Genomic DNA, 16,759 nt, shown 5'->3' on the forward strand with positions numbered 1-16,759 from the left:
TTTATTCCTCCTAATTTGTATGTGCTGGGAAGTGGGGTACAATATACGTTCCAACTTCTTCTATGAGTTCTTCGATATCACGATCATCATTTGTAAATCTTAAGATAATATGATTTGTATTAATTGATTCATAAGCTTTTAATATTTGTAATAAATTTTTACGTCCAGTACGGAAACCACCTTTGATTGGTTTAACTGTTTCATTTGGATTTCGGGATAAATTAATCATTAAGATATTCATAAACGGTTTGAAACGGTCGGTACCACTGTGCCAAGCTTCAACTAATTTCTTTTGATCTTGAAAAGATTGGGCGTAAAATAACCAGCCATCCATATGTTGTTGTAACCAGGACATAGACTGTCTTGAGTAGCCTGTACCAAACATAGGAATTGTATGATACTTAGGCAATGCTTGTAACCCTGAATCCTCATATAATTCAAAAATTGAATTTGAAATGTTGGGAGAATGTGATTGCCAAAGTGCTCTTAATGATTGAATGGTTGTTTGATAACGTTCTGTTAATTCACTTTCATCTACTTTAAATGCAGGGAATTCGAAAGAACGATCACCGGTAGCCATACCGAGTAATAAACGTTGATTGGAAATAAGATCAAGTGAGGCTGCTGATTTAGCAAGGTGAATGGGATGTCGTAAGGTTGCTACGGTACTACCCGTACCTAGTGCAATTTTAGAGGTAAAGGCACTCAGATAGGTTAAAAAGACGAACGGATCATAATTCGTTGTAACCTTGCCTAAATGAGGACTGTACAGTGGATTATCTCTCACAGATAAACTTGCAAACCCCAAAGACTCTGCCTTTTGAGCGTATCTCACTTGTTCATCAAAATCTATATTATTTTGTTGTTTATTATCAAATGGTATGGATAAACCTAGCGTCAATTTATTATTTTTGAACGTTCGTTTAAATCCCTCATGTTCATCGATATCTGACATGTCTTTCCCTCCTTACGTAATTAATGTTAAAACAACACGTATTACTTAACTAACACTTGTTGTATAAATGTAATATACGCCCTATTTGATTAACATGCAACATACATGCTTATGAAACATGTTGTTTAGACAACAATGCTCAGTATTTGTTGATTAGATTAGCTTTTTCCATAAAAAAACTTCCAAGGCTATGCCTCAGAAGTTGAATTATAAGTGTGTTATATGATGAATTAAGAAAGGTAAATTTTTATCTATAAAAGCTTCAGCTGAAAGTGAACTTGTATCGAGCCAATGTCGGGCGAGACCACATAATCCTGAAGCTAGAAAGCTCGCACTGTTAACGAGTATGTCAATATCATGTTCAGGATAGCTATTGCGAAGCATAATGGTAAAAATATCCTCTAATTCATTATTGATACGTTGATGGGCTTGGTTACAGAACGTTTCACTATTCATTTTGCATGAATCTTGTACTTCAACCATATAATTGGCAATAGATATAAATAGATTAGTAATGACGGTTTCATTAATCATATCAGAAATAGCTAACGTGTCATTTAGATCTTTCAGAATCGTTTCAGATAAAGTGTAATCGAGAATATCATATTTATCTGTAAAATGTGCGTAGAAAGTAGCACGGTTGACTGTAGCACGTTCAGTAATATCTTTAACCGTTATTTGCGACATCTTTTTCTCTCGGGAAACCTCTTGAAACGCGTCTACCAGTAGTTTCTTTGTTCTAATAATACGCGGGTCTACCTTAGTCGTAGTCATTATAGGCACCTCCCTTATTGACTTATTACTTACATTAAATTATCTGTCGAAAAGAGAGGGTTGTCAAAGTTCACGCTTGTTGGTTATTTAAGCATTTCTTTAACTTGTTTTGTAGCAAGTCGTTGTTTTTGATCGTTAATATAATTTTCAAGTTCTTTCTCAGACGCTTTAGGATGTGATTGTTTATACGCTATCATTTTATTTTGCAGTTCTTTTTTAATTCTATTTTGTGATTTTGATGATGCCATTTGATTTTTTTGAAGTTGCTTTGCTTGTTTTGCATCTAGTACGACCCATGTATCATTAGGTACTGTAACAATCGATGTTTGTTTGATAAGTTCTTTTTTATTGTTTCCAAAATCAAACAAATAACGGTAAAAGTCATTTTTCCAAGTCCAATATGTTTTAGTTGTTTTAACTGTCGCTTGGTCTACATCTGCTGTTCTATAGAAAGCGTGTTTCTTTATTGAATCTGATAAATCTTCTTTATTAGTACTAGGTTTAAAATGTGCAGATGGTTTGTCATCATTCTTATTTTCTTTATAAACCATGACATAATTATAAGAATTGTTACCTATTTCATTCGCAATTAACATGTTTGTAGGAGATTTTGATGAACCAGCAGCATAAATTTGTTTTTCGGGTTCAGTGATTGTTTCTTTCTCCATACCAAAATGATGCGTCATGTTTGCAACAATGCCAATGATTAATACTGTAAATAGAACGGTGAATAATGAACCGATAACATAACGTGTTAGGCGATGTGGAATCAGTGTCCATGATGCAAATACGGCAATAGTTAGAATAATAAGTATAATCATCTAATTCTCCTCGCTTTCTGAGTGATTCATTTTCAAGAAAGGAACGATAATTAATCCAATGACTGCAAATGCTACGCCAATTAAAAACGCAGTATTAAAACCATCAATAGATGCTTGTTGTGCATGTTCGGCATAAAGTAATGGATTTGCATCTTTTAAACTTTTAGCTGGCATATGGTTGTTAATCATATTTTGCGTAATAGATGTTAGCAATGCGACGGCTATAGAAGATGCAACTTGTCTAGCAGTATTGTTCGCTGCTGTACCGTGTGTACCCATTTTAGTTGGCAAGGCATCCATTGCATTTGTTGTTAATGGCATCATAATTAAAGCTACACCAAACATACGTACTGAGTATAATACTAAAATGAGCGTCGGTGATGTCGTATCCGTTAAAAAACCAAACGGTAATGAAGCTAATGATAAAATTAAGAATCCAACAAAAGCTAAACGTTTAATACCTATTTTGTTATACAGTGCACCAGAAATAGGCGAAATAAACCCTAACATTAAAGCACCTGCAAGCAAGGTTAATCCAGACTCAAATGGTGAGAACCCATGAATATTTTGTAAATAAGTAGGTAGCATCATTTCCACACCATACATAGCCATTGTCACAACGATAAGGCCAATCGTTGCAATGACAAAGCCTTTGGATTTAAATACACGTAAATCCAAGAACGGGTCATCTAATTTAAACTGACGCATACAGAACCATCCGATAAGAAGGACGCTAATGATAAGCGGTAGTATGACATAACTAATACTTCCCCAACCCTCGCTAGAAACATTTGAAAAGCTCCATAAAAATAAACCAAATCCTAAACTGGATAAAATAAGTGACCACATATCTAGTTTAATCTTTCTATTTGGTATGACATCTTTCATAAAAATGAAACTTAATATAAAAGCAATCGCTACAATAATAATTGGGATCACAAAAATGTTACGCCATGAATCGCTTATTGTGAGACCAAGCATCGTATGATCTTTATTTAATATCCAACCAGCAAATGTTGGTCCAAGTGCTGGCGCTAATCCAACGGCTAAACCACTCAATCCCATCGCAGTACCACGTTTGTTTGGTGGGAACATGTTAATGATGATGATTTGCATCAAAGGCATCATTAAACCAACAGCGATTGCGGTAACAATTCGACCGAATAAGAAAATAATCCAACTATCGCTATTTGACGGTGCAATAGCAGTTAGTATTAAACCAATTAATAAAATGGCATATGCAATGACATGTAACCATTTCGTTGAAAAACGAGTAGCTAAGTAGGCAGATAATGGAACCATTATGCCGTTAGCTAATAGAAACCACGTAGTTGCTTGTTGTGCAGTACTAAAATCAATATTAAAATCTTTCATTAATGTAGGTAGTGCTGTGCCTAATGACGTTTGCATTAAGGCACCAGCAAATGTTGCAAGTAAAATGACAACCATAACCATCAATTTATTATAAGGTTTGCCATGTTCATCTAAGTCAAATGTAGTATTTATATTCTCTGACATAATAAGCCTCCTTTAAAAGTACTGGTTAAATGTAACAACTTTTAAAGAGAAAAAGGAGAACAAAATAAAATGTGATGTTTAAAATAATACACTATGTATCAAAATGTATTATAATACGATGCGAAAGGGTGATGAGATGGCTTATAGTAACAAAACACAATTGACGCAACGTCTACTTAGAGAAGCACTAATCAATTTATTAGATCACAAGCATTTTGAAGCAATTACGATTAATGAAATTACTCAAGAAGCGTATGTAACAAGAAGTACATTTTATAGATATTATGATGATAAATATGAACTGTTATCGGAAATAGAAGATGATGTTTTAAACTTTATTAAAACACAAAGAGAATTTAATGTAGAAAATGAAGATATTTTAGATGTGGGTAGCATCGCAAACTTATTCAAAGCGATGGATCCGTATTCAGAAGTATTAAAGGTATTGTTGACGAATGAAGGAATTCTAAGTTTCAAAATGAAAATTAGAAATTTAGTGTCTAAGCGTTTCGAATTTATAAATCATATTTCACAGGGTTCGAATCTTAAAAGAGAATTAGGTAAAGAATATTTAATAACGATCATTGTAAATACCTTTGAATATTGGTCAAAACATAAAAATGAAATCAATGTTGATGAAATAGCGCAATTTATTGTCGAAGTATATAAAGGTGGTATTTTTAATGCGTTAGATTTGGAAAAAGAGGATATTGAGCGATTAAAACAATAAATAATGACATTTTAACAGGTCTCTAAGATAGAAAATTATGGATAAAGGTGACCATACGAAACGAGTTTCTACTATTATAATAGTCAATTTTGTTCATTATCTAGTCAATTAGTCTGATTATAAGCAAAGTATACGCGCTATCAACGCTAGATTTGTTAATATACATGATAATTACAAATTGTAGAGGAGCGCGATGTTTGAAACACTTGATTAAAATAGCTATCACAATATTAGTGTGTGTAAGTATCGGTATATTCGTAACATATGTTATACGTGAAATAGATGACCAGTCATCCCATATGTCTTTAAATCGTGATAATAACGATTTAAATTGGAAGCGTGATGGGCGATTAACACATGGTTATGGCACTTATAATCATGGATTAGAATTTGAAGGTAATGACCGACACTATGGTAACGACTATGATTTACCTGAAGATACTGAAGTGCTAGCAGCAACAGATGGCGTTGTCACCAAATTATTTGAAGATGAATTAGGTGGGAAGGTCTTACAAATCTCAGAATCAAACGGACAATACCATCAGTGGTATATGCATTTAAATGATTTTAAAGTAACTCAAGGTCAAAAAGTAGCGGCTGGAGATGTCATTGCTTTATCAGGTAATACTGGAGAACAGACAACAGGGTCACATTTACACTTTCAAAGAATGAAAGGTGGTATAGGCAATGATTATGCTGAAGACCCACAACCTTTTATTGAGCAACTGCCCGAAGAAGAAGAAAGTTTATTTAATATTTAATACGTCAAACGAAATGGATGGTATAAAAATCTGAAGCCTACGTCGTGCTTCAGTTTTTTTAGTTTTAACATTGCTTGCCATATTACAACGGGTAAATGTTTGGATATAAGGATAATCATTAATTGTTACTTTTTAGAGAAAAAAACAAAAATAATATTCTGAAAATTTAGAATTTGTGATATAGTAAAATCTATCATTACTTATATACGTGATTGCCATGAGGAGATGTTGAAACATCATAGCAATAACTCATAAGTAGGTTGATCAATTTAATAAGTGTGCAGAACAGACAACAGGAGGTTTTTTACATGACATCAACACTTAGAGAAATAGGCGTTAAAGATTTTACATTTAGAGTGCTATCGGGCGTAGCCATAGGTATCGTGGTGGGCTTAGTACCCAATGCCATTTTGGGAGAAATCTTTAAAGCGTTAATGCATCATCATCCATTTTTTGGTACATTGTTACATGTTGTACAAGCAATGCAATTTACAGTGCCAGCTTTAATCGGCGCACTCATTGCGTTGAAATTTGACATGACACCATTAGCCATTGCAGTGGTTGCTTGTGCCTCTTATGTAGGTAGTGGAGCCGCACAATTTAAACATGGCGCATGGGTGATTGCTGGTATTGGAGACTTGATTAATACGATGATAACAGCAACGATTGCTGTAATATTCATCTTATTAATTGAAAAACGTGTCGGCAGTATGGCGCTCATTGTATATCCAACGATTGTAGGTGGATTGTCAGCTACGATTGGCGTATTCATTTTGCCATATGTACACATGATTACAACTGGCATTGGTAATATGGTTAATAGCTTCACAGAATTACAACCTGTATTAATGTGTATGCTCATTTCTATGGTCTTCAGTTTTATTATTATTTCACCGTTATCAACAGTTGCGATAGCTATTGCAATAGGGATTACAGGTCTTGCGGCAGGATCAGCTTCTATTGGTATTTCAGCTACTGAAGCAGTATTGCTTATTGGTACTAGCAAAGTGAATCGAGTTGCAGTACCGATTTCTATATTCTTTGGTGGTGTGAAAATGATGATGCCTAATATGGTTAAATATCCAATCATCATGTTACCAATCCTTATAACTGCTGGTATATCAGGAATTGCAGGAAGTTTGATTGGTATTGCGGGAACGAAAGAATCGGCAGGATTTGGTTTCATTGGTATGATTGGTCCAATTAGTGCTTTTAAATTTTTACATATTGATTCTGCCTTAGTGAGTGTCTTACTCATTATTTTAGGATTCTTTGTTGTGCCATTAGTAACTGCATTTGTTTTAGATATTATTTTCCGAAAAGTATTACGTCTATATACTAACGACATATATAAATTTATGGGTTAACGTCCTATTAAATAGGAATTGATAAAGTGTTGAATGTCGCATTTTATCAATTCTTTTTATTTATAAAGATTGAGAAAAAATAGAAATAAATCGTGTTACAATAAAAATGAAATGATACGTTACAAAAAGGGTGAATGGTTAATGGCTAATAAAATCGAAAAACTAGCACTAAAGACAGCAGAACTTACAAGACAAACACATGATTTGGGTATTCCAATTATGATTTTATTTGAAGGTGTCCCAGCCTCTGGAAAAACACGCTTATCAAATGAATTATTACTTAACTTTGATGCGAAATATACACATTTTATTGCAACACAGTCACCTCAAAAGGATGATTTAAGATATCAATTCTTACAAAAATATTGGAATACATTACCTAAAAAGGGTGATATCAATGTTTATTTTAGAAGCTGGTACTCTCACTATTTAGATTATCGAGAGAATGAAATTAAGCATGATAGATACAAAAACTATGATGTCTTAAAAGAACAAATTGCGTCTTTTGAAGATATGTTAATCAAAGATAATTATGAAATCATTAAATTCTTTATTGAAATTAACGAAGATAAAAGACAAGAACATATTAAGCAAACGAAAGAGAATCCATTAATGCGGTGGAAAGTTCAAGAATATGGTAGCGTCTTATCAACAGAAACATATTTAGAGGATATGCATCAATTTATTAAACAAGATCAACAATGGCAGATTATTGATTATACAGAACGACAATCAGCAATCGAAAAAATGTATGAACACATTATACAACGTTTAGAACAAGCCATTGCCAAACATCATGCTCAAGATAATGAACGTGATGGTGACTTTACTGAGCACTTTAGTACCAAAATGTTTGATATCGAAGTAGATAAAGTATCCAAAGAAGCATACAAATCATTGATTAGCGAATTACAAAAACGCATGCGAGAAATACAATTCGCATTATATGAGCGGAAAATCCCACTCATTCTTGTGTTTGAAGGCATGGATGCAGCCGGCAAAGGTGGTAATATCAAACGTATTAGAGAAAAGCTTGATCCAACTGGTTATGAAGTCAATGGCATTAGCGCACCTACTGACGTTGAATTAAAACATCATTATTTATGGCGCTTTGCAAAAGATATGCCACGAAGCGGACACATCGAGTTATTTGATAGAAGTTGGTATGGCCGTGTATTAGTTGAGCGTATTGAAGGATTTGCAACGATGAATGAATGGCAACGTGCTTATGAGGAAATTAATGCATTTGAAAAAATGTGGACAGATGAAGGTGCAATCATCTTAAAATTCTTCCTTACATTAGATAAAGACGAACAGTTGAAGCGTTTTAAAGATCGTCAAAATAACGTCGATAAACAATGGAAAATCACGGATGAAGATTGGCGTAATCGTGAAAAATGGGATTTATACGTCGAAGCAAGTCATGACATGGTTAAAAAAACACATACAACCTATGCACCATGGTTAGTTGTACCCGCCGACCATAAGAAAACATCAAGAATAGAAATTATGAAATATATTATTCGTAAATGTGAAAAAGTATTATGGGGCGTTAAAGATTATGAATGAATATGATTAAATAATAGGAACCAAGAAACGGTAGAAAATCATAGCGTTTCTTGGTTTTTTTAAAGTTATATAGATAAATTGAATAGTTCGGAGTTGTTAGAAATATTACGGTATTGTAACAAAACGGCAATTTGTAATATTACAGACAATGTAAAACAGTTGTAAATTTCTTAAAAGAGTATTGTAAATCCTTATTTCATAATGAAATTTTAAACTATTTGTTCAAAAAATAATTGTTACAAAGCGAAATACTTATATTTCAATGTTACAAAATAAGATGTCTATTGTAATTTTTTGTAAGAAAAGCGTAATACTACTGGCGTTTTTTTATGATATAGTACTTATTGTCAAAAGTTAAACACAGAGCAAAACACAATAACTAAAGAATATAACATAACGAAAATATAAACTAATTTTTTTTGGAGGAATTTTTTATTATGAAAAAAACAGTAATCGCGTCGTCATTAGCAGTAGCTTTAGGAGTAACAGGTTATGCATTAACTACAGATAACAGTGCACATGCATCTGAATCAACTACTAATTATGCACAATTAGCTAACTTAGCTCAAAACAACCCATCTGAATTAAATGCGCACCCAGTACAAGCTGGCGCATACAACATCTCATTCGTTAAAGATGGTTTCAAATATAACTTCACTTCTGATGGTCAATCTTGGTCTTGGAATTACACTTACGTTGGTGGTGCTGACACAGTAGCAACTACACAAGCTGCTCCAGCTGCTCAATCAACTGATTACTCAGCTTCTTACAGCAACGAAGCATCATCTCAATCAGTAAGCTCAAACCAACAATCAAGCAACACTAGTGTTAGAACAGTTTCTGCACCAACAACTACTTCATACTCAGCTTCATCAGCTTCAACTGGTGGATCAGTTAAAGCGCAATTCTTAGCTAACGGTGGTACTGAAGCTGCTTGGAACGCTATCGTAATGCCAGAATCAGGTGGTAACCCTAACGCAGTTAACCCAGCTGGTTACAGAGGTTTAGGTCAAACTATGGAATCATGGGGTACTGGTTCAGTAGCACAACAAACTAAAGGTATGATTAACTACGCTAACAGCCGTTACGGTTCATTAGATGCAGCAATTGCATTCCGTAATAACAACGGTTGGTGGTAGGATTTACTCAGATAACTGGATAGCACATCGAGTTATCGAGGAAAGAGGTCGACATGATGGTCGGCCTCTTTTTTTGTATTTTAATAGACACTGTAGCATAACGTTTACCGATGAGGTTTATAGGGAAGATATTAGAACAATTATTATGTCGAAAGTGTTGAATGTTATGTCATTATGGAAAGTATTGAAATTAGGCTTAATACATAGTGTGTTTTGGACAACCACACAATTATCAATATCTCAGTTGATGGTACGATGCCCGTCATCCTTCTTTGTGAAATATGACAAGGTTTTTACAATATGGTCGTGGGAAAAGAATGGCGCTTTATGGAATACACTATTACGTATTAATAAGTGGAAACGCTTCATTCCAGAAGGTGCTAGATTCAATCATCATATTTATAATAAAAAGAAACTAGCTTCTTTTAAATTAGAAGACATACATATAATGATTGTAGAAATGCGTCGGGCAGAACTTGTGCATTGGTTATCAATGATACCAGTGATTATTTTTGTAAAAGCACCTAAATATATACAATTTATCAATATGAGTTATGTTATTTGCGCTAATTTACCGATTATACTGACGCAACGTTACAATCGTCCAAGATTAGAATTGTACTATCAACGCAGAGTGAAACGGAGTGAATAGACTTGTCACATAAAAACATTATCGTTATCGGCGGTGGATTAGGCGGTATATCAGCAGCGATTCGTCTTGCACAAAGTGGTTTTAATGTCACACTTTACGAGCAAAATGATCACATCGGTGGTAAAGTCAATCGACTTGAAGCAGACGGATTTGGTTTTGACTTGGGTCCATCTATTTTAACGATGCCATGGATATTTGAAAGATTATTCAGCTATAGTAAGAAACAAATGAAAGATTACGTTACGATTGAACGCTTACCTTTACAATGGCGTAGTTTCTTTACAAATGGTAAAGTTATTGATTTATACGAAGATTTAGAACAAATGGGCCTTAACAACAGTCAACTCACGGATGAGGATATCAAACAATTGCACCAATTTATGGATTATGCAGCGCATATTCATCGTTTCACTGAAGAAGGTTATTTCGCACTTGGGCTTGATACGGTTTCGGAAATTATCAAATATCAAGGTCCATTGCGTTCAGTCAAAGGTGTAGATTACTTCTCAACAATGCAACAAGCAATCAATCGTTACGTCGAAAAGCCAGAGTTAAGAGATATGCTAGGTTATTTCATTAAATATGTTGGTTCGTCATCTTATGACGCACCAGCCGTGTTAACAATGTTAATCCATATGCAATATGAACAAGGTTTATGGTATGTCAAAGGTGGCATTCACCACCTTGCACGTGCATTGGAGCGATTAGCTGTTGAAGAAGGTGTGACAATTCATACTGGCAAAGATGTACGTAGTATTGATACGTATTTTAATCATGTCACAGGCGTTAGATTAGATGATGGTTCACATGTAAGTGCTGATTACATCGTTTCTAATAGAGAAGTCATACCAACTTATCGTGACTTACTACACTTTTCAAATAAGCAATTAGCGCAATTAGAGAAGGTTTATGAGCCCGCAGCGTCCGGATATGTTATGCATTTAGGTGTAGACAAAACCTATCCTCAATTGGCCCATCATAATTTCCTTTTCTCTAATGATTCAAAGCGCAATTATCGAGAAGTGTTCCATGACAAAGTCTTACCACAAGATCCAACTATTTATTTAGTAAACTCGAATAAATCTGATCCAGCGCAAGCGCCAAAAGGATATGAAAATTTAAAAGTGTTACCACATATTCCGTATATTCAAGAGCAACCATTCACTGAAGAACAATATAATGATTTTCGAGCACGTGTCTTGGATAAATTAGAGCGTATGGGGCTTACAGATTTACGTCAGCATATTGTATATGAAGATATTTGGACACCGCATGATATTGAACAAACCTATCACTCGAATAAAGGTGCCATTTATGGGGTAGTGGCAGATAAGAAGAAAAATAAAGGATTTAAGTTTCCTAAACAAAGTCAATACTTTGATAATTTATTCTTTGTCGGAGGATCCGTTAATCCTGGTGGTGGGATGCCGATGGTGACGTTAAGTGGTCAACAAGTCGCGGATAAAATTAATGCACTTGAACGTGCGCTTACGAATGATTCAGAGGATTAGAGGTAATACAAGTATGACAAAATTAGCGTCACTGTTTCATGGAAGTATAGGTTTATCGTTAGTCAGTGGTTATTTAATGTATAATCGCCGGCATCTATTGTCATTTGATAAAACACGTGTAGGGGACTTTAGACAAAGCATAAGTGTGATCATTCCAGCGCGTAATGAAGAAAAAAGATTGCCAAAGTTATTACATAGTTTGTCACAACAGTCACTACAAGTTGAATGTATCGTCATGGATGATGATTCAAATGATAGCACTGCTGAAATTGCGCGAAAAATGGGCGCAAACGTGTATAATGTGACATATGATAGCAATGAGCCTACATGGGTTGGTAAGTCATATGCATGTTATCAAGGTGTTAACCACACAACATCAGATATCATTATATTTATGGATGCAGATGTAACATTACAAAATGATGATGCATTAGAAGCAATTATTCAGACCTATGCACAACAACACTATCGTGGTTTACTAAGTATTCAACCGTATCACAGTGTGCGGAAACCTTATGAACACTTATCAGCAGTGTTTAATCTAATGACAATTGTAGGTACAAATACATTTTCAACTTTAGCTAAAGCAAAGGGTGATGCATTAGCATTTGGCCCGGTAACCGTCATGAACAAAGCGGATTATATTAAGACACAAGGCCATAAAAACGCTGCGTCACAAATCATTGAAGGATTTGCTTTAGGCAAAGCGTTTCAACGTTGCCAGTTGCCAGTGACTCAATTTGAAGGTCAGGGCTACGTTAATTTTAGAATGTACCAATCAGGCGTTCAAACGCTCATAGAAGGATGGACGAAGCACTTGGCGGTAGGTGCATCGTCAACACAACCGCATATTATGATGTTAATCATGTTATGGATGATAGGTAGTATCACTTCATTCAGTGCATTCATACTCAGTTTATTTAAACAAGGATTGTCATTTAGACGAGCGCTACTATCTTATGGCTTGTATACACTACAATTCAGCCGTTTACATCGTAGAGTAGGTAATTTTTCGCTTTTAGTCTTGATTTGTCATCCAATATTATTTTTAGTGTTTATTTTAATTTTTATCAATTCATTTCGTCACATCCATTACACAAAACAGGTAAAATGGAAAGGACGACGATTTAATATTAAATAATATTTAGCAGGGGGTTCTCCATGAGCACATTAGAAGAAAATTATCAATATTGTCATCAAATTATGAAAGATTACTCTAAGAGTTTCTCATATGCTTTTGATATGTTACCTGAGCAACAGCGACGCGCAATATGGGCAATTTATGCTGTTTGCAGAATCGTTGATGATAGTATCGATGTACATCAAGACGTGGATTATTTACATAAGATTCATCGTGATGTTGAATCTATTGAACATCAAACAATAACGACATTTGAAAGTGATGCACGCATTATGACGGCTTTTGCTGATGCAGCGACACATTTCCAAATGAATTACCAAGCCCTCTACGACTTAATTGATACCGTAGAAGCCGATCAACACTTCGAGATGTTTGAAACAGATCGTGGTCTACTCGATTATTGTTATGGGGTAGCAGGAACAGTCGGCGTATTACTAATTCCTATTTTGGCAACGCCACCGTCAGACGAAGCTTATGCATATGGTAAGCAATTAGGTGAGGCGCTTCAACTAACGAATATACTACGTGATGTTGGTGAAGATTATCGAAACGGGCGTATTTACTTTAGTAAAGCACGTTTAAATGAGTTTAATGTTTCAATTGCAGATGAAATGGAACGCAATCAACCCTCTGACAATTACATCAAAATTTGGGAATTCTATGCGACACTAGCGGATAATAACTACGATATGGTATTGAATCATCTCGATGTTTATAATGAAGAATCTCGTATGATTATTGAGTTAGCAGCTCAAGTCTATCGCGGTATACTAACTGAGGTACGTAAATCATCATATTCATTGAAAGAACGCGCATATGTTTCTAAATGGAAAAAACATAAAATCTACCGCAACTTAAAGAAAAAATATAAAGATTAGGTGAGATGTATGAACATAGCAGTAGTAGGTGCTGGTGTTACCGGCTTAGCAGCTGCCGCACGATTGGCCGCGCAAGGTCATCAAGTAACCATTTTTGAAAAGAATGAACAAGTCGGTGGCCGTATGAGTCAATTTAAGAAGGATGGTTTTACCTTCGATATGGGACCGACCATAGTGATGGTTCCAGATGTTTATAAAGCAGTATTTGAAGAATGTGGTAAACGTTTCGAAGATTATGTCGATATGAAACCACTCACACATATTTTTGATATCTATTTCTCAGATAAAGATAAAGTAAGTGTATCGACGGATTTGGCACAACTAAGCCAGACGCTAGAAGAGATAGAGCCAGGCTCAACGCAAGGGTTTATGCAGTTTTTAACGGATATATATAAACGATATGAGGTAGCGCGTAAATATTTCCTTGAGCGCACGTTCCGTAAGCCAAGCGAATTTTATAATCCGTTAACGTTATATCGTGGACTTAAATTGAAGACGTTTAACAATGCGGATCAATTAATAGATAATTATGTATCTAATGAAAAAATACGCAAGCTACTTGCATTTCAGACATTATATATCGGTATTGATCCGAAACAAGGCCCATCAATTTACTCTATTATTCCTATGATTGAGATGGTTCATGGCGTCCATTATATCAAAGGTGGCATGTATGGCTTAGCCCAAGGCTTATTACAGCTTGGTCAAGACTATGGTGTCAATGTTGAACTCAATGCAGACGTGCAAGAGATCATCATTGATCCTAAATTTAAGCGTGCAGATGGCTTACGTGTTAATGGTGATATTCGACGTTTCGATAAAGTACTATGTACAGCCGACTTCCCATATGTGGCACAACATCTCATGCCTCAGCACGCGCCATTAAAGCGCTATTCTCCTGAAAAGGTGGATAACATGGATTATTCATGTTCAGCATTTTTAATTTATGCAGGTATTAATCGTCAATTACGTGATAAATTGCATGTCCATAACGTGGTATTTGCTAAAGATTTTAGAGGTAATATTGATGATATCTTTAGTGGAAAGATGCCAGATGATCCATCATTATACCTTTACTTCCCATCTGTAGAAGATGCAGCATTAGCACCTGAGGATCAGACAGGCATGTACGTATTGATGCCAGTCCCAGAATTAAAAACAGGCCAAATTGACTGGCATGACCCTACAATAGTCGAGAAGGCGAAAGACGTCATCTATAACAAACTTGAAACGATTGAAGCACTTAAAGATGTCCGTCGAGATATCGTATCTGAAACAGTTTTTACACCGCTTGATTTTGAGCAACGCTACAATGCTAAGTTCGGTTCAGCATTTGGACTCATGCCAACGCTGACACAAAGTAATTATTACAGACCAGCCAATGTTTCAAGAGACTACAAAGACTTATACTTTGCAGGTGCAAGTACACATCCGGGGGCAGGTGTACCAATCGTTCTAACGAGTGCTAAAATTACGGCAGAAGCAATGCTTGAAGATATTAATCATGGTGTATAATCTCCATAAAGTAAATGAATCAGAAAATTATAAATATTGACAATCATTATTGAACTGATACAATAAATATTAATTCAATAGACTTATCCAGAGAAGTGAAGGGATTTGGCCCGATGAAACTTCAGCAACAGACTTAAAAGATAAAAGTACTGTGCTAATTCCAAAGAGGTATACCTCAAAGATAAGTGTCATAGTTATAAACTAAGCTATATGTCACTCTCTTTTGAGCGTGATATATAGCTTTTTAATTTTGTAAGGGGGTAAATCATGACAATTTCAAATAAGCTAGCGCATATTCCAGATAGTTACTTTGGTAAGACAATGGGACGCAAAGTTGAACATGGTCCATTGCCGTTAATCAATATGGCAGTGGGTATACCGGATGGTGAAACGCCTAAAGGTATTGTTGATCATTTTGCAGAAGCAGTTCGAATTCCAGAGAATCAAAAGTATGGTGCCTTTCATGGTAAAGCATCATTTAAAGAAGCGATTGTTAATTTTTATCAACGCCAATACGGTGTCACGTTAGATAAAGAAGACGAGGTGTGCATACTTTATGGTACAAAGAACGGTTTAGTGGCATTACCGACATGTATTGTGAATCCTGGAGAGAATGTGTTGTTGCCAGATCCTGGTTATACAGATTATCTCGCTGGTGTCTTGCTTGCTGATGCCAATCCAGTACCACTTAATTTGGACCCACCAGATTACTTGCCAGATTGGCGCAAAGTAGATGCACAAACATTAGCGAACACGTCATTAGTTTATTTAACTTACCCAAATAATCCTACAGGTTCAACGGCCACTAAAGCGGTATTTGATGAAGCTATTCAAAGATTTAAAGGTACGCAAACAAAGATTGTTCATGACTTTGCATATAGTGCTTTTGGTTTCGATGCTAAGAACCCGAGTATACTCGCTTCTAAAGCTGCAAAGGAAGTAGCCATTGAAATTTTTTCATTGTCAAAAGGGTATAACATGTCAGGTTTCAGAGTAGGCTTTGCGGTAGGGAATAAAGACATGATACAAGCACTAAAGAAATATCAGACACATACGAATGCGGGTATGTTTGGTGCCCTTCAAGATGCAGCAACGTATGCGTTGAATCATTATGATGCCTTTTTGGATCAACAAAATGACACATTTAAACGACGTCGTGATGCTTTTGAGAAGCGATTAAAGGAAGCGAATTTGCCATTTGTGCATTCTAAAGGTGGTATATATTCATGGCTTCAAACGCCACCGGGTTACGATAGTGAATCGTTCGAACAATATTTATTAAAAGAGCAGTCCATCCTAGTAGCACCAGGTATTCCATTTGGAGAAAATGGACGTCATTATGTGCGCATTTCTTTGGCACTGGAGGATGATTTATTGATTGAAGCGGCGAATCGACTCGCATCGTTATCTAATTTGTATAACGTATAA

At 35.4% G+C, this 16,759-nt stretch carries 15 protein-coding genes and 1 riboswitch; of the genes, 11 read left to right on the forward strand and 4 right to left on the reverse strand.

The genetic code is table 11. The annotated features are described in order from the left end of the window. Window positions 1-10: 10 nt before the first annotated feature. From KA878_RS07340 to KA878_RS07355, 4 genes are all read right to left on the reverse strand, one after another. Complete coding sequence (locus KA878_RS07340; protein WP_193838925.1) at window positions 11-955, reverse strand: LLM class oxidoreductase; 945 nt, start codon at window positions 953-955, stop codon at window positions 11-13. A 207-nt stretch (window positions 956-1,162) separates the two neighbouring features. After that, window positions 1,163-1,729 (reverse strand): TetR/AcrR family transcriptional regulator, encoded by a 567-nt coding sequence (locus tag KA878_RS07345; protein WP_075108199.1) that lies wholly within the window; start codon window positions 1,727-1,729, stop codon window positions 1,163-1,165. Between the two features lie 83 nt (window positions 1,730-1,812). Continuing rightward, complete coding sequence (locus KA878_RS07350; RefSeq protein WP_193838926.1) at window positions 1,813-2,550, reverse strand: DUF4811 domain-containing protein; 738 nt, start codon at window positions 2,548-2,550, stop codon at window positions 1,813-1,815. After that, window positions 2,551-4,068, reverse strand: a complete 1,518-nt coding sequence (locus tag KA878_RS07355) for an MDR family MFS transporter (protein ID WP_193838927.1) — start codon at window positions 4,066-4,068, stop codon at window positions 2,551-2,553. Between the two features lie 136 nt (window positions 4,069-4,204). Between KA878_RS07355 and KA878_RS07360 the strand changes: the two genes are divergently transcribed. The 11 genes from KA878_RS07360 to KA878_RS07410 all read left to right on the forward strand — a co-directional run bounded on the left by KA878_RS07360 (window position 4,205) and on the right by KA878_RS07410 (window position 16,759). Further along, window positions 4,205-4,798, forward strand: a complete 594-nt coding sequence (locus KA878_RS07360) for a TetR/AcrR family transcriptional regulator (protein WP_193838928.1) — start codon at window positions 4,205-4,207, stop codon at window positions 4,796-4,798. Window positions 4,799-4,995: 197 nt separating this feature from the next. Beyond that, window positions 4,996-5,559: a M23 family metallopeptidase gene (locus KA878_RS07365; protein ID WP_075108195.1), complete on the forward strand. Its 564-nt coding sequence runs from the start codon at window positions 4,996-4,998 to the stop codon at window positions 5,557-5,559. Window positions 5,560-5,867: 308 nt separating this feature from the next. Further along, window positions 5,868-6,926 (forward strand): PTS sugar transporter subunit IIC, encoded by a 1,059-nt coding sequence (locus KA878_RS07370; protein WP_075108194.1) that lies wholly within the window; start codon window positions 5,868-5,870, stop codon window positions 6,924-6,926. Window positions 6,927-7,067: 141 nt separating this feature from the next. Further along, the gene (locus tag KA878_RS07375) at window positions 7,068-8,495 is read left to right on the forward strand and encodes a phosphate--AMP phosphotransferase (protein ID WP_075108193.1); all 1,428 of its coding nucleotides are present in this window, start codon (window positions 7,068-7,070) and stop codon (window positions 8,493-8,495) included. A 437-nt stretch (window positions 8,496-8,932) separates the two neighbouring features. Beyond that, entirely contained in the window at window positions 8,933-9,634 is a 702-nt protein-coding gene (locus KA878_RS07380) for an aggregation-promoting factor C-terminal-like domain-containing protein (protein ID WP_053028866.1), read from the forward strand. A 166-nt stretch (window positions 9,635-9,800) separates the two neighbouring features. After that, window positions 9,801-10,286, forward strand: a complete 486-nt coding sequence (locus KA878_RS07385; RefSeq protein WP_193838929.1) for a glycosyl-4,4'-diaponeurosporenoate acyltransferase CrtO family protein — start codon at window positions 9,801-9,803, stop codon at window positions 10,284-10,286. A gap of 2 nt (window positions 10,287-10,288) precedes the next feature. Beyond that, on the forward strand, window positions 10,289-11,797 hold the full coding sequence (locus KA878_RS07390) for a phytoene desaturase family protein (RefSeq protein WP_193838930.1): 1,509 nt from the start codon (window positions 10,289-10,291) through the stop codon (window positions 11,795-11,797). 13 nt (window positions 11,798-11,810) lie between these two features. Continuing rightward, on the forward strand, window positions 11,811-12,938 hold the full coding sequence (locus KA878_RS07395; protein WP_193838931.1) for a glycosyltransferase family 2 protein: 1,128 nt from the start codon (window positions 11,811-11,813) through the stop codon (window positions 12,936-12,938). Between the two features lie 20 nt (window positions 12,939-12,958). Beyond that, window positions 12,959-13,816: a phytoene/squalene synthase family protein gene (locus KA878_RS07400; protein WP_075108189.1), complete on the forward strand. Its 858-nt coding sequence runs from the start codon at window positions 12,959-12,961 to the stop codon at window positions 13,814-13,816. A gap of 9 nt (window positions 13,817-13,825) precedes the next feature. Beyond that, entirely contained in the window at window positions 13,826-15,331 is a 1,506-nt protein-coding gene (locus KA878_RS07405) for a phytoene desaturase family protein (RefSeq protein WP_193838932.1), read from the forward strand. An 80-nt stretch (window positions 15,332-15,411) separates the two neighbouring features. Beyond that, window positions 15,412-15,519, forward strand: a riboswitch (SAM riboswitch). A 79-nt stretch (window positions 15,520-15,598) separates the two neighbouring features. Then, complete coding sequence (locus tag KA878_RS07410) at window positions 15,599-16,759, forward strand: aminotransferase class I/II-fold pyridoxal phosphate-dependent enzyme (RefSeq protein WP_193838933.1); 1,161 nt, start codon at window positions 15,599-15,601, stop codon at window positions 16,757-16,759.

It is taken from the genome of Staphylococcus sp. GDY8P57P (assembly GCF_017892585.1).
GTDB lineage: Bacteria > Bacillota > Bacilli > Staphylococcales > Staphylococcaceae > Staphylococcus > Staphylococcus borealis.

Coding starts and splice junctions, on each gene's coding strand:
- KA878_RS07340 (WP_193838925.1), bottom strand. CDS start 955: ATGTCAGATATCGATGAACATGAGGGATTTAAACGAACGTTCAAAAAT.
- KA878_RS07345 (WP_075108199.1), bottom strand. CDS start 1,729: ATGACTACGACTAAGGTAGACCCGCGTATTATTAGAACAAAGAAACTA.
- KA878_RS07350 (WP_193838926.1), bottom strand. CDS start 2,550: ATGATTATACTTATTATTCTAACTATTGCCGTATTTGCATCATGGACA.
- KA878_RS07355 (WP_193838927.1), bottom strand. CDS start 4,068: ATGTCAGAGAATATAAATACTACATTTGACTTAGATGAACATGGCAAA.
- KA878_RS07360 (WP_193838928.1), top strand. CDS start 4,205: ATGGCTTATAGTAACAAAACACAATTGACGCAACGTCTACTTAGAGAA.
- KA878_RS07370 (WP_075108194.1), top strand. CDS start 5,868: ATGACATCAACACTTAGAGAAATAGGCGTTAAAGATTTTACATTTAGA.
- KA878_RS07375 (WP_075108193.1), top strand. CDS start 7,068: ATGGCTAATAAAATCGAAAAACTAGCACTAAAGACAGCAGAACTTACA.
- KA878_RS07380 (WP_053028866.1), top strand. CDS start 8,933: ATGAAAAAAACAGTAATCGCGTCGTCATTAGCAGTAGCTTTAGGAGTA.
- KA878_RS07385 (WP_193838929.1), top strand. CDS start 9,801: ATGTCATTATGGAAAGTATTGAAATTAGGCTTAATACATAGTGTGTTT.
- KA878_RS07395 (WP_193838931.1), top strand. CDS start 11,811: ATGACAAAATTAGCGTCACTGTTTCATGGAAGTATAGGTTTATCGTTA.
- KA878_RS07400 (WP_075108189.1), top strand. CDS start 12,959: ATGAGCACATTAGAAGAAAATTATCAATATTGTCATCAAATTATGAAA.
- KA878_RS07405 (WP_193838932.1), top strand. CDS start 13,826: ATGAACATAGCAGTAGTAGGTGCTGGTGTTACCGGCTTAGCAGCTGCC.
- KA878_RS07410 (WP_193838933.1), top strand. CDS start 15,599: ATGACAATTTCAAATAAGCTAGCGCATATTCCAGATAGTTACTTTGGT.